The sequence below is a fragment of the Lysinibacillus sp. NPDC097214 genome (genome assembly GCF_050277945.1).
In the GTDB taxonomy this organism is placed as follows: domain Bacteria; phylum Bacillota; class Bacilli; order Bacillales_A; family Planococcaceae; genus Lysinibacillus; species Lysinibacillus xylanilyticus_B.
Window position 1 is genome coordinate 13374 of sequence record NZ_JBNNSS010000012.1, and the last position, 13473, is coordinate 26846.

12 protein-coding genes are annotated in these 13473 nt (G+C 37.2%); 8 read left to right on the forward strand and 4 right to left on the reverse strand.

What is annotated here, in order from left to right; genetic code table 11:
- Positions 1–7 precede the first annotated feature (7 nt).
- The 3 genes from ACQKMI_RS21085 (at position 8) to ACQKMI_RS21095 (ending at position 3115) form a co-directional block, all read left to right on the forward strand.
- A complete protein-coding gene (locus tag ACQKMI_RS21085; protein WP_427492095.1) occupies positions 8–1573 on the forward strand; it encodes an ABC-F family ATP-binding cassette domain-containing protein in 1566 nt (521 codons plus the stop codon).
- A 670-nt stretch (positions 1574–2243) separates the two neighbouring features.
- Complete coding sequence (spx, locus tag ACQKMI_RS21090; protein WP_427492096.1) at positions 2244–2648, forward strand: transcriptional regulator Spx; 405 nt, start codon at positions 2244–2246, stop codon at positions 2646–2648.
- Between the two features lie 23 nt (positions 2649–2671).
- On the forward strand, positions 2672–3115 hold the full coding sequence (locus tag ACQKMI_RS21095) for a MarR family winged helix-turn-helix transcriptional regulator (RefSeq protein WP_323650995.1): 444 nt from the start codon (positions 2672–2674) through the stop codon (positions 3113–3115).
- Between the two features lie 150 nt (positions 3116–3265).
- Here the strand turns inward: ACQKMI_RS21095 and ACQKMI_RS21100 are convergent, their stop codons facing one another.
- Together ACQKMI_RS21100 and ACQKMI_RS21105 are read right to left on the reverse strand one after the other, a co-directional pair.
- Positions 3266–4672 (reverse strand): amidohydrolase, encoded by a 1407-nt coding sequence (locus ACQKMI_RS21100; protein ID WP_427492098.1) that lies wholly within the window; start codon positions 4670–4672, stop codon positions 3266–3268.
- Positions 4669–5904, reverse strand: coding sequence for an MFS transporter (locus tag ACQKMI_RS21105; protein ID WP_427492100.1), 1236 nt, complete (start codon positions 5902–5904; stop codon positions 4669–4671). Before ACQKMI_RS21105 ends, ACQKMI_RS21100 begins: the two co-directional genes overlap by 4 nt.
- A 132-nt stretch (positions 5905–6036) precedes the next feature.
- On the opposite strand from ACQKMI_RS21105, the gene ACQKMI_RS21110 reads away from it, so the two are divergent.
- A complete protein-coding gene (locus tag ACQKMI_RS21110) occupies positions 6037–7980 on the forward strand; it encodes a helix-turn-helix domain-containing protein (RefSeq protein ID WP_427492102.1) in 1944 nt (647 codons plus the stop codon).
- 141 nt (positions 7981–8121) lie between these two features.
- On the opposite strand, the gene ACQKMI_RS21115 is transcribed toward ACQKMI_RS21110, so the two are convergent.
- Complete coding sequence (locus ACQKMI_RS21115; RefSeq protein ID WP_427492104.1) at positions 8122–8670, reverse strand: RNA polymerase sigma factor; 549 nt, start codon at positions 8668–8670, stop codon at positions 8122–8124.
- 411 nt (positions 8671–9081) lie between these two features.
- Here ACQKMI_RS21115 and ACQKMI_RS21120 point away from each other — a divergent pair, with 411 nt between their 5' ends.
- Positions 9082–10269, forward strand: coding sequence for a M24 family metallopeptidase (locus ACQKMI_RS21120; protein WP_427492106.1), 1188 nt, complete (start codon positions 9082–9084; stop codon positions 10267–10269).
- Between the two features lie 101 nt (positions 10270–10370).
- Here ACQKMI_RS21120 and ACQKMI_RS21125 read toward each other — a convergent pair whose 3' ends face one another.
- A complete protein-coding gene (locus ACQKMI_RS21125; RefSeq protein ID WP_427492108.1) occupies positions 10371–10541 on the reverse strand; it encodes a LuxR C-terminal-related transcriptional regulator in 171 nt (56 codons plus the stop codon).
- Between the two features lie 286 nt (positions 10542–10827).
- Between ACQKMI_RS21125 and ACQKMI_RS21130 the strand changes: the two genes are divergently transcribed.
- From ACQKMI_RS21130 to ACQKMI_RS21140, 3 genes are all read left to right on the forward strand, one after another.
- Entirely contained in the window at positions 10828–11697 is an 870-nt protein-coding gene (locus ACQKMI_RS21130; protein WP_427492110.1) for a DMT family transporter, read from the forward strand.
- 197 nt (positions 11698–11894) lie between these two features.
- A complete protein-coding gene (locus tag ACQKMI_RS21135) occupies positions 11895–12692 on the forward strand; it encodes a MerR family transcriptional regulator (RefSeq protein ID WP_427492111.1) in 798 nt (265 codons plus the stop codon).
- Positions 12693–12712: 20 nt separating this feature from the next.
- A complete protein-coding gene (locus tag ACQKMI_RS21140; protein WP_427492113.1) occupies positions 12713–13357 on the forward strand; it encodes a methyltransferase family protein in 645 nt (214 codons plus the stop codon).
- Positions 13358–13473: the final 116 nt, after the last annotated feature.

A 13473-nucleotide genomic window follows, 5' to 3' on the forward strand; every position in this document is an offset into this window, starting at 1 on the left:
AACATATATGGCAATATTAACAGTTGAAAATTTAGGTCATTCATTCGGTGACCGCACGCTTTTTAAAGATGTCTCTTTTCGTCTAGTTGAAGGTGATCATATTGGTCTAGTAGGTGCAAACGGTGTTGGTAAGTCAACATTAATGAGCATCATTACGGGTCAAGCAATCCACGATACTGGTAAAGTTGAATGGCTTCCAGGAACGCATTACGGCTATTTAGATCAGCATACTGTATTGACAGCTGGCCGAACTATGCGTGATGCATTACGTGACGCTTTCCTTCCATTATATAAAAAAGAAGAAGAGCTCAATGAAATTACAGGAAAAATGGCTGAAGCAACACCTGAAGAATTGGAAGATTTACTAGAGCAAATGGCTGAAGTGCAAGATGCTTTGGATGCAGGTGATTTCTATTCTCTTGATATGAAAATTGATGAGGTTGCACGTGGTCTTGGTCTTGACGCAATCGGCTTAGACCGTGATGTCGCTGCTCTTTCCGGTGGTCAACGTACAAAGGTTTTACTAGCTAAGCTATTACTTGAAAAACCAAAAGTATTACTACTAGATGAGCCGACGAACTATCTTGATGAAGAGCATATTACATGGTTGAAAAACTATTTAAAGAACTATCCACATGCATTCTTATTAATTTCGCATGATACAGAGTTTATGAATGAAACAGTGGATGTTATCTTCCAACTAGAGTTTTCAAAATTAACTCGCTATACGGCGACATATGAAAAGTTTTTAGAGCTTGCTGAAATCAATAAACGTCAGCATATCGATGCCTATGAAAAACAACAGGAATTCATTAAAAAACAAGAAGATTTTATTGCGAAAAATAAAGCGCGCTATTCAACTACAGGTCGTGCAAAATCTCGCTCCAAGCAGCTTGACCGCTTAGAGCGTATCGACCGTCCTGAAACAGCTGTAAAGCCTGAATTTGGTTTTAAAGAGGCACGTTCTTCTGGTCGTTATGTAGTAGAGGCTGAAAACTTAGTCATTGGATACGACAAGGACAAGCCGTTACTTCCCCCTCTTACCTTTGAGATTGAACGCGGGGAAAAAATTGCCCTAGTCGGTATGAACGGTGTCGGTAAATCAACATTATTAAAAACGATGTTAGGCAAAATAAATCCGTTAGATGGAAAAGTGATTCGCGGTGACTATCTTTACCCATCTTACTTCGAACAAGAAGTAAAAGCTGAAAAAATCACACCTATCGATGATGTGTGGAATGCCTTCCCTTCTATGGAACAAGCACAAGTACGTGCAGCATTAGCACGCGCAGGACTAAAAACGGATCATATTACTCGTCCACTTAATTCTTTATCTGGTGGTGAGCAAGCAAAGGTACGTTTATGTAAGCTTATGATGGATGAAGCAAACTGGCTTTTATTTGACGAACCGACAAACCACTTGGATGTCGATGCAAAAGAAGAACTAAAGCGTGCCATGAAAGAATTTAAAGGCACAATCGTATTAGTAAGCCATGAACCTGATTTCTATGAAGGTTTAGCGACAAAGGTTTGGAATGTCCAAGACTGGTTTACTTCAGGACAACAAAACTAGAAATATTATTAATGAGGGTCGTTTCCGGTGTGATTTTTTTGATCATTCGGAGCTGCCCTCTTTTTTTGCTTGAAACTCTGGCGTGGGTAACGTTTGTCAGGAATTATTCTCGAGCGATTATTTTAAGCGGTTCTTCGGGATACCCAATTACTTTTCCGCTTACCCGATCACTTTTCCGGTCTACCCGATCAGTTTTTCCGCATACCCGATCACTTCTCCGGACTACCCGAGCACTTCTTTCACTTACTCGAGCAATATGTACGGTCCCCCCCTACTCCCTAACCTTTTGAACCGATTTAACAAAAAATTATTTATCTATGCATAAAAGCCTGCATTCAATCATATTAATAATGAGTGGTAAAACAATATATCTATTATCTTCAAATCAGACTATTTCTCTCTCTATTAGAATAGTTCTCTTTATTCTATGAGCATCTATTAGTAAGGTTTAACAAAACTTACATCATTGTAAGCTTAATTTGCGAAACTTTTTGCTCTTTTGTGCGTATATTTTAGTGTAATTAAAAAAATGTTATTTCTAGTTAAATTTTTAAAAATAAATATTGATTTATATATAGCTTACTAGTAAGATATATGTATAACCTATTTAACTTACTAATAAGATATATATATTAAATATAATCCTAAAAAAGAAAGCGGGGAATGAAGAATGACAGTTACTATTTATTCACAAGCGAGCTGTTCTTCATCCAGAAAAGCATTAAAATGGTTAAAAGATCACAACATTGAATATAAAGAAAAACGTATTACATCACATCCACTAACACTTGCTGAATTTAAAGAGATTTTAAGCATGACAGAAGATGGAACAGATGAAATTATTGCAACGAACTCAAATGATTTTAAAAATTTAAATATTGATATTGATCAGCTCTCTATTCAAGAGTTGTTTGCCATCATCCAGGCTCACCCAAGAATGTTACGAAGCCCTATCTTAATTGATGAAAAACGTATTCAAGTTGGGTACAATGAGATGGACATTCGTCGTTTTATTCCACGTAGAGTACGTGCTTATGAGTTAAACGCGATGACAAGATTAGCACAAGAAAGTTAAAACAGTTTTGGAGTTGACCTTATATGGATCAAGAAAAACAAATAGCCATTACCTCGTTGTTTGAAGTAGTATCTTCCATTGAGCGTAAGTGGGCAAACGAGTGGAATAATCATAATGTGCTCGGCTTTTCAAAATCCCATATTTTAATTTTAGACTACTTATCGCAGGAGGGACCCAAGCGCCCTTCTGCCATTGCCGATCGGTTAAAAGTGACGACAGGTGGTGTCACTGTTTTAACAAGTAAGCTCATTAATGCTGGCTTTATTGAAAAAACACAGCATGCAACAGATCGACGAGCATCCCAGTTGAAAATTACAGCTGATGGCGAAGATATTTTAGAGGAATCCCGTCAGCAAGTTAGCGAACTTATACAAAATATGTTTGGTATGCTATCGGCTGAGGAAGTCCAAACATTACGTACTATTTTTTCAAAATTACTCAACGCTGAACCTAATCGATATGAGTAAACGCTTCATTTTCACACCGTAAAAAGTTAGACAAGCGTCTAACTTTTTACGGTGTTTTTCTTTTGGTTCAATTTTTTCGGTAACCTCCCCTTCCCCTCAGTTTGTACATCATTAAAAGGGTGAAGAACTCTCCTCACCCTTAAGCTTTGTTTAAACTGGATTTGGCGCTTTCACTTCTTCTGGAATACCACATTCATACTGTTTCCCCGCTTTTAAATTCTCAAATTCCTCCTTCGCTTTTTTCATAACATCTGGATTTAGTAAGGAATCTAGCGCAGCTCCTGCCATTGCTTTTGCCGCATAATGCATTCCTTTTATGCCGAGTGAAGATCCAAAAGCAGCAGTTGCTTGCCAAGTATGCACTTGGACGCCATATGGAGCACAAGTTGTAAATACTTGACCAAGGGGCGCTATCCACGAAACGTCGCCTAAATCGCTAGAGCCTTGCATGGATTGGCGAAAAGTTTGTGGCATATGCAATACTTGCTCCACCAATACTTCCTTACTTATTTCATTTGGTACAAAAGATTGTTGGGCGGTACCTGCAAGAACAGACGGATCTAATGATGCCTGTAGCGATTTTGCAAAAGAAAGCTCGTCCTCTGTAAAGGATAATGGCGGTAGCTCGTTCCATTGCGCCAACATTTGCTCATTTAATGTGAGATTCGGTAATGTATCGTAACACCCTGCCTTCAGCTCCCAATGCACTTCTGTTTCTGTCATCATCGCTGCCCCTTTTGCCACTTTAATGAGTCTGCGTTCCAAATCTTTGACAGCATCACGATTTGCTCCGCGTAAGTAATAATAGACACTCGCTTTATCTGGAACAATATTCGGTGCTAAGCCACCATTTGTAATTTGATAATGCATACGAGAACCGTCTGGCACATGCTCGCGTAAGTAATTGGCTCCGACATTCGTCAATTCAACAGCATCAAGCGCACTTCTTCCTAAATGTGGCGCACCAGCAGCATGTGCCGTCCGACCTGAAAAATAAAATTCAATGGCCGTAAGTGCTTGCATAGAGAAGTTCGCTGTCACGTTAAACGTCCATGGATGCCACGTATAAACAACATCTAAATCATCAAACACACCGGCACGTGCCATATACGATTTTCCGGATAACAATTCCTCTGCTGGACAACCATAATAGCGGATCGTTCCTTGTATATTGTGAAGCGTCATCACTTCTTTTAAGGCAACTACAGCTTCTACCCCAGCCGTTCCTAATAAATTGTGACCGCAGCCATGTCCAGGTGCCCCCTCCTCCACTGGCGAATAGAGTGAACTGACTTGCTGTGACAATCCTGGAAGTGCATCAAACTCTCCTAAAAATCCGATTATCGGACTCCCTGAACCCCACTGTGCATAAAAAGCAGTTTGTACATCGCCAATCGGCGTAACAATTTCAAACCCTTCTTTTTTTAGAACATCTTGTTGCAATGAAGACGCAAATGTTTCTTCATACCCCAACTGAGGATTGTCCCAAATTTGCTTCGCCATCTGACTAAATATTTCTTCATGTTGTTGCATCCACTCAAATAATCGTTGTTTCATAATTCGTATGCCTCCTCCACAGATTGTATAGTTGTTTGTTGCTGGTGGTTAACTGGTAAAGTAACAGCGATGACAGCGGCAATGACACACATAATGGCTAAAAATATAAAGGATGATTCAAAAGAGCCACCTGATGCATTAATTAAATAACCCATAATTGTTGGCGAAATAATCCCTGCTGCTTGTCCACCAAAATTGACTACGCCAAAAGCTGTCCCAACATTTTGCTGATTGACTACACGGTGTGGCGTTGTAAATATGAAAGAGGCCATAAAAGCTACAAATATAAAGGCGATGGATTGATACGTAATAGCTATTGCTGCAGAACCGGCTGTAGCCATGAGATATAAACATACAGCAAGCACAGCTGATCCGAAAATTACGCCATATTTTGAACGCCCTCCTAGCTTTGAGATGATACGCCCACTTATAATCATGCCAACCATTCCAAAAATGGCTGGTATGGCCGCGATGAAGCCGACATTTTTTAAATCAAGACCATGCACTTTCATTAAATAGGTTGGCATCCAAGTATTTAACCCCCAGTTTGCAATATTAATAAAGAAGAAAATAAGAAGTACACGCATTAAATAAGTATTTTTTAATACTTTGCCAAAAGAGCCCTTCTCTTCTTTTTCCACTCGCTCCTCTGACGTAAATGTTTGTGCATGTTTAGTACTCCATAAAAGAGCGATCACAAAAATAAGTCCTAAACCAGAAATTAAGAAAAATACATTGCGCCAATCCATTGCCAATAATAGCGGTGCACAAATAATAGGAGCGACAGCACCACCGATCATATTGGAGGACATCATCGTCGTTTGAGCATTTGTACGTTTTTCTTTATGAAAATAAATAGAAATTGCTTTTGTACTTGCGGCAGGATATCCGCCTTCCCCAATACCAAATAAAAATCGAATGAAGAGCAATGAAGTGAGTGACCAAGCTAACCCTGTAAACGCTGTAAAAACGGACCAAAAAATAACGGCACCAATTAATAATTTCTTCATTCCATACTTATCCGTTAACCATCCCCCGGGAATTTGCATAGCAGCATAACCGAAGAAGAAGGCACTTAAAACAAATCCTAGTTCCGTGGCTGTTAAAGAAAGGTCATTTCCAATATTGATTAAAGCTAGGCTGATAGCAGTTCTGTCAATGTATGAAACCATCCATCCGAAGAATAAAACACCTAAAATTAATTGACTGCGGTTTTTTAGTTCGACATTCATAACCTCACCCCTCTTAATAAATTATCTAAATATTAAGAAAAATAGAGGACGAAATCATTAGAATATCTTACAATGTTTATAAAAGTTCATTAGAATAAATTCCGAAATTGAAGGAAAGGAGTCGAGATAACAATGTTTCTAAAGGAGCATAAAGAACTGATATTGAACGACGACAATTGTAGCTTTTATATTTACAGCGCAACAAAGGAGTGGTCTTTATTTTATGGCCGACCTTGTGAAATAAAACTTGATTTAAAAGGAATACATTGGGATAAACAACAGAAACGCTTCAGTGCAACGTTATACATACCGGAGCCAAATGAGTGTATTGTCCAAGGTATCATCTTTGGAGACTTTACCGATTATGATGAGCAATTTTTAGTTTGGCAGCTAGAAAAGACCTTTTATCAGAAAACCCTTATACGGCAACGTGAGCAAAAATTAGCCATTATACAACTTATGGGCGCTATGAACTCAACGTTGAAAATAAAAACGCTATTACAAACGATCATGGATTTTGCCATTTTAGCTATTCCAGTTATTGACCGTGGTTTTTTAATGTTATTCAATCCTGAAATGGAGCGTTTATATACAGTAGCTAGTGCGGGTGTAACAGAGCGTATTTTTGATTACGCTCCTCAATTGGGCGAGGGAATGGCAGGCTATACATTTCAAACAGGTGTATCAGGCATTTACAACTACCAAAAAACATTAGAGATTATGAGCAATGTCACAAAGCTTAATCTAGACGCATTAACGGAAGCTGCACATTTAGGAAGAATCGAGAATAATACATCGATGGCTGTTCCGATTACCTTTCATGAAAGAAAGCTTGGGATTATGATTGTCCATCAATATACGAATAAACGTGCTTTTCAGCAAAGTGATTTAAGACTCCTAGAAAGCTTCGCATCGCAGGCTGCAGTTGCTATAAGAAATGCGGAAGCTTATGAAGAAATAGAGCGGTTAAATGCTTACTTTATAAAGCAACATGACATTCATCAAATCTTTCTTAAACTTTCCTTGCAAAATGTGCAAGAAATGAAAATCATTCAAACGACGAAGGAATTATTACAATTAGACGTTCAATATGTAAATTTAGCAGATCGTAAAACGTTTTTACAGCTGGCGGAAATGGACAAGCTCTCAACCATTAAAAAGGATCAATTAATTGATATCGGCTATGTCTTCCCTATTGGAAATGACAAAGAAACATTTGGTTATTTAATTATTCAGCAATTGGAGGAATTAACGAGTCAACAACGTATGATTATTGAAAATGCGGCGATGAGCTTAACTTTAAAATCATTACAAATACAGGCAGCTGGACAAACGATTTTTAAAGAACGTTTTGAGCTTTTCCAACAACTTATTTCTGGACGCGCCCCACTCGTCGATTCTCGTTATGATGAATTAGGACTTGATATTAAGAAATCAACATTCGTCGTAAAATTTAAGCTAAAACAATTTTCCCATAAAAATAGTATGCAATTTATTCAACATGTACAGCAGTATTTTAAAGGACAACACTTTATATTCACAAAACGTGAAACGGTCGTTTGGATACTACAAGGAGATACAGCCTTTCGCAAAAAAATAAAACAACAATTAACGCAGGCCATCATTAGTTGGGTCCAGTTTTATCATCAACAGGTGGCAATAGGTATAGGAACCATACAAGATCACTTATTAGAGGTCGCTCAGAGTGCGGAAGAAAGTAAGCAAGCACTTCGACAAGCTCTGCGCCACGCACAAGAAGATGATGAAGTAACCATTTCGGATTATGAGGAGCTAGGTATTAATCGACTGTTCAGCAAACAAAGTGAAGAAGAGCTTGGACAAATTGTCCATGATATATTAGCTCCGCTATACAAGCAAAAAGATGAAACTTTACTAGCAACACTTCGTTGTTACATTCATCAAAACCGTTCCATTTCGAAAACTGCTTCCACCTTACACATTCACCAAAATACACTATACCATCGACTCGAAAAAATCGAACAATTGTTAAATCGAGATTTACACAATCCAGCACACTATTTAGAAATTCATTTAGCCTTGCATTTAAGTGAGTGACTGTAACTTCTTCCAGCGATCAAAATCCCCCATCAAAAAAAAGATGCATCGCAAAGTAATTTTGCAATGCATCTATTTACGGGATTGGCCGAACGAATACTTCCGTCTAAGTAATACTGCTAGTGCGACCAATGCATTTCATCACGCTGGCAGCACTGACTCTACTATAGCTACATCGGCCATTAGCATTTCTTTCAAACGAGCTTTTGCACGGAATAAACGAGATTTCACAGTACCAATTGAAACTTTCATAATCGTAGAGATTTCTGCAAGTGAATATTGGTCTATGTAGAAATACCATAATGTTTTACGATAAATTCCATCTAGTTGCCCCATTTTATCCTGTACTAATTGAGTAACAACATCTTTTTCAATTTTTTCTTCAGTTGAAATTTCATTATTGGGAACCAAATCTAAAATCGGTACGTCTAATGTTTCAGGTTGGTTCATCATGTATTTACTACGTCGTGTTTTTTTACGATAGCGATCTCTAAATGTATTCATTGTAATTGTTGTAAGCCAAGCTTTAATATGCTCCACCTCGGCAACGCTATCTTCATAACGTACAACCTTTACCCATACTTCTTGCATTAAATCTTCAGCTTCTACATTATTGCGAGTAAGTTTTAAACATAAGTGGTATATGTAACGATTGAATTCCTCATATACGCCTTCTAATTTTTCATTCATTGTGTTTTCCTCCGCTTCTTGTTCTTGCTTCTATACTCATTCTCGCAAAATAATGTATTACACTCTATCGTATTGGCTTTCAATTACATTACAATCGTGTAAGCTTAGATCCTTTCACTTGTAATATTCGTAAATAATGTTTTATTACTATACTTCTTTTGTGGAGGAAAGCTACACAATATGCCTTTCTCACTACTTTTTTATGTTAATTCCAATAGCATTCATTTGAAAATTCAGATTTCACAGGCTGTTTAACCACCAAAAGAAATCGCTGACCTCTCGTCTACCCCTTCTTTAATTTTCGTAATACCTTATAAGTATAAAAACAGGATGTTCTATGTATTTCTCATTGTGATCTAAATTATTTACAATCAAAAGAAATCGCTATTAGACTTTTAAGGAGGTATTTTTATGTTAGAAAAAGAATTAATGATGCGCATAAAATGTTTACAAAATGCAATGAAAAAACACTCTTTAGACGCCTACATTATCACAGCCGAGGAAGATATTTGGTATTTTACAAATGTTACGTTTAAGCCTGAAGAACGCCCATTTTTCATTATTATCTCATTAGATTGCAAGCCTGTTTTACTAGTCCCAAAACTAGAAGAGGCTCACGTTCATAAAGGTATTCTAGACTGTGACATTATTACGTATTGGGACTATCCATCTCCAAACGGTAGCAATTGGTTCGATATTTTACATCAGCTTCTAAAAAAATTTAATCATACAGGCATTGAGAATAATGTTAAAGCAGAGGTTTATTTGAAAATCCAGGCAAAAAATCTATTGGCTAGTCATCTTGTAGCAGACCAACGTCAATTGAAAAGCGCATATGAGCTAGAAAAAATTAGATTTAGTGCCAAGCAGTCTGATATGGCAATAGAAAAGATACTACAATCCTCATACAAAGGCGCTGGGGTTGTCGAATCCTTCTCAATTTCGAATGCTATACAAAAGCAATTGATTCGTTCACAGCAATTTGATCCGATTACAACATCTCTTACCACTATCGTATGGCCCGCTCCATTAAGTTCAATGCCGCATAGTATTCCATCTATTACGGACAAATTAGGTGAAGGTCCTCAAGTTTCGATGGCTTACTTTCGTATAAATGGCTATGCTTCAGAATGCGAACGTACTTTTTTTCTAGATAAACCTACAAAGGAAGAACAGGAGCTATTTCATCATATGTTACGAGCAAGAGACCAATCGTTAAAAATATTAAAACCAGGCGTTAGAGCTTCAGATGTAGACTGCGAAGCGCGAAATTATCTTGCTCAACACGGATTGATCAATAATACGCTCCATAGAACTGGCCATGGAATAGGATTAAGTAATCACGAAGGTCCATTTATTGCTGAAGGAAGCGATGATATTTTACAAGAAAATATGATTATTACCATTGAACCTGGCATTTATTTCGATGGTAAAGGAGGATTTAGACATTCTGATACAATTTTAATCACGAATGATGGATATGAATTGTTAACACACGCCCCTTTAGATTTGAATAGTTTAGTCATTGAAAAGATGAACATTCAGTCTAAACTTAAAGGAAGTGTAATTAGAAAATCTTTAAATTTGAATAAAAAATAGTCTGTCTTATAACGTAATTGATAACATATGGATCGCTTTACTTCCGCAAGGCTTCGCGCGGGTATCCTCCTACTCCGCGCGAACTATTAATCGGTCGTTACTCAGTTTAACAACCCCAATCGAAAGGCAGAAGCGACAACCTGTGTGCGATTCTTTGCTTTTAGCTTGGTCATTAAACTACTGACATAATCCCTTACTGTATGTTCACTTAAAAACAGTAAGCTACCTATTTTTTTATTGTCATACCCTTCTGCTAATAAACCCAAAATCATAGATTCCCTTTCCGTTAAGTGAAGCCCAGAGGCGTTCTCCACTTTTTCCCTTTTCTTGATAAAAATAAACATGAATTCAGTAATTGACTAATTAAGATCATTTTTTTCTCTCAAATTCAAAAAAATGTTATATGATAAAAGAAATATTATAAAAGAAGGAGCTGGCTAATGATGATCTTCTCACCACTATTTGAACATGATGTACCTGAAGTGATTCTCCCTTAACTGAGAATCTTTAGTTCTCCGTTAAGGACAAGTATTGTCTAGAGATAACGGAGGGGAAAACATGAAAAAAACCTTAGTAGGTTCCTTATATTTATCACTTGCTGCTAGCATTTGGGGCGGCATGTATGTAGTAGTTAAAGTAGTTGTCGATACTATACCACCATTAGAATTAGTATGGCTGCGCTATATGATTGCCATCATCGCTTTGTTCATCATAGGCGCTGTGACAAAACAATCATGGCGAATCGAAAAACGGGACTGGCTGTTAATCTTTATGATTGGGCTCATCGGAAATACCATTTCGATCGTTGCCCAAGAAATAGGTACGATGCTGTCTACTGCTCAAATGGGCGCCATCATTACAGCAACGACACCGGCATTTATGGTTGTATTTGCGAGATTCATTTTAAAAGAAAAAATCACGTTAAAAAAAGCTGTTTCTATTATTCTAGCGACATTCGGCGTCTATATGATCGTAGGTAGTGCACATATCGATTCCTCCCATCAATTAGGTGGGGTTGCTCTACTAATCGCTGCCCTCACCTGGTCGTTGATGTCCGTTCTTATTAAACGGGTACCAGAGCAGTATTCGCCAATCGTTGTCACAAGCTACGGAACACTTGTCGCTATCATTGTGTTAACACCTGTAGCCATACCACGACTACTAAAATTAGACTTCCACGCTATGGTAGAACCATCCATCTGGGGTGGTTTACTCTATTTAGGCGTTATCTCTACAGCGTGCGGCTTCTTACTGTGGAATCGTGGATTACAAATGCTTAATGCCGCAAGTGGCGGCTTATTTTTCTTCTTCCAGCCAATCGTCGGCACCTTCCTAGGATGGCTATTACTAGGCGAACAAATCGGCGTATCCTTTTGGGTTGGCACTGCATTAATCTTTAGTGGCGTACTATTAGTTATTCGCGAATAAGCATACTAAAAGGCTGAATGATATCTATCATTCAGCTTTATCTATTGCCCCAAGCAGCCCAGCAGACGCCCCCCGGAAACCCCATATTATGTACCCCTACTTCTACCAATACCTCGTATACCATAAAAAAAATTTAGCTACATTGATTGACCCTCCCCTTACAGGAAGCATTATAGTTAAAACAGGAGGTGATTGTTATGCTTACAATTGGTGAGTTTTCAAAAATATCGCATCTTACATTGAAGACTCTTCGCTACTATGATGAAATTGGACTTTTAAAACCTGCTTTCATCGACGCTAAAAACAACTATCGCTATTATAATACTTCTCAATTAGAAACAGCTCTATTGATCGCACGCTTAAAAAGCTATTTATTTTCATTGGAAGAAATTAAGGTTATGTTAGCTAATTGGGAGGATACCGAACTTCTTCACTCTGAAATGAAAGCCAAACAAGAAAATCTGACACAACAGATTACATTTTATTCTTCGTTGTCCAAAAAGTTAAAACATGATATTCAACTATTAGAGGAAGAGAAAAATATAATGGGTTATTTAGATCAGATTGAGATTAAACTTGTAGATCACTTAACCTATCCTATAGTATCTCAACGAAAACAAATAAATACCGCTAATTTTCTACTACACTTTAATGAGTTGTTTAGTAAAATTTTGTTTGAAAATTTATCACCTATTGCCAAGCCACTTGCTATTTTCCATAGTTCAGAATATGAACCTGAACATTATGATGTAGAAATTGCAATTCCCCTTGCAATGGCCACGAATAAAACAAAAGTGTTTAATCCCGGTCTATGCGCAATGGCTACGCTTATTGGCTCTTACGATGAATTACCTTCTATTCATACAAAGCTGCATGTTTGGATTGATGAACATAACTATCAACTGAACGGTGCTCCGTTTGAAGTTTATCAAACGGACCCCTATAGCACACCAGAGGAGAATCATATTACAGAAGTTTATTTTCCTATTAAATAAAAAATGAAGGAGTGTCTTAAATGTATGGCATTAACAAATCAACGATAAAAGAAAAAATCTTGATTTTAGTTGCTGAGATTATCTATTTAATCATTGCCTATTATTTACTCTTCATTACATATGACAAATCAGGAATTTCACTAGGGCTTTTTATTGCTTTAATTATTACAGCTTTACGATTAACAGCTATGATGTTTATATGGTTACCTAGGGGTATTGCATGGCAAGAAGCCATTATGAACAGTCTAGCTTTCGGGATTTATTATTTAGGCTTCCCCATCTTAATGATTACTAGTAATCAGGATCCAAACTTAACAGTACTTATCGTAGGTTGGCTATTATTTTTAGGGGGCAGTATGTTAAACACAGTTTCAGAGTTACTGAGAAAACCGTTTAAAGACAATCCTAAAAACAAAGGTAAACTATATACAGGCGGTTTATTTAAATATGCGATTCATATTAATTATCTTGGAGATTGCCTTTGGGTACTAGGCTTAGCGCTAATCTCTAACAATATGTATAGTTTGCTTATCCCTCTAGGTTTATTCTTAGTATTTATTTTTGGCTATATTCCAAAATCTGATGATTACCTACAAAACAAGTACGGAGAACAATTTACATTATATAAACAGACAACTAAAAAACTAATCCCTTTCATTTGGTAAATAGTAACAAGATCATCTATTTATAGGTGATCTTGTTTAACTTCTTTCAGCATCAGTAAATGCTTGTTGTTTCGGTGTCAATTTCTTATCCATAAAAGAAAAAGCCTTCCCCTGTT

What these genes read in the sequence shown, in the direction of transcription:
- ACQKMI_RS21095 (WP_323650995.1), top strand. Translation starts at nt 2,672, where the DNA reads ATGGATCAAGAAAAACAAATAGCCATTACCTCGTTGTTTGAAGTAGTA.
- ACQKMI_RS21085 (WP_427492095.1), top strand. Translation starts at nt 8, where the DNA reads ATGGCAATATTAACAGTTGAAAATTTAGGTCATTCATTCGGTGACCGC.
- ACQKMI_RS21130 (WP_427492110.1), top strand. Translation starts at nt 10,828, where the DNA reads ATGAAAAAAACCTTAGTAGGTTCCTTATATTTATCACTTGCTGCTAGC.
- ACQKMI_RS21135 (WP_427492111.1), top strand. Translation starts at nt 11,895, where the DNA reads ATGCTTACAATTGGTGAGTTTTCAAAAATATCGCATCTTACATTGAAG.
- ACQKMI_RS21100 (WP_427492098.1), bottom strand. Translation starts at nt 4,672, where the DNA reads ATGAAACAACGATTATTTGAGTGGATGCAACAACATGAAGAAATATTT.
- ACQKMI_RS21120 (WP_427492106.1), top strand. Translation starts at nt 9,082, where the DNA reads ATGTTAGAAAAAGAATTAATGATGCGCATAAAATGTTTACAAAATGCA.
- ACQKMI_RS21115 (WP_427492104.1), bottom strand. Translation starts at nt 8,670, where the DNA reads ATGAATGAAAAATTAGAAGGCGTATATGAGGAATTCAATCGTTACATA.
- ACQKMI_RS21110 (WP_427492102.1), top strand. Translation starts at nt 6,037, where the DNA reads ATGTTTCTAAAGGAGCATAAAGAACTGATATTGAACGACGACAATTGT.
- ACQKMI_RS21105 (WP_427492100.1), bottom strand. Translation starts at nt 5,904, where the DNA reads ATGAATGTCGAACTAAAAAACCGCAGTCAATTAATTTTAGGTGTTTTA.
- spx (WP_427492096.1), top strand. Translation starts at nt 2,244, where the DNA reads ATGACAGTTACTATTTATTCACAAGCGAGCTGTTCTTCATCCAGAAAA.
- ACQKMI_RS21140 (WP_427492113.1), top strand. Translation starts at nt 12,713, where the DNA reads ATGTATGGCATTAACAAATCAACGATAAAAGAAAAAATCTTGATTTTA.
- ACQKMI_RS21125 (WP_427492108.1), bottom strand. Translation starts at nt 10,541, where the DNA reads ATGATTTTGGGTTTATTAGCAGAAGGGTATGACAATAAAAAAATAGGT.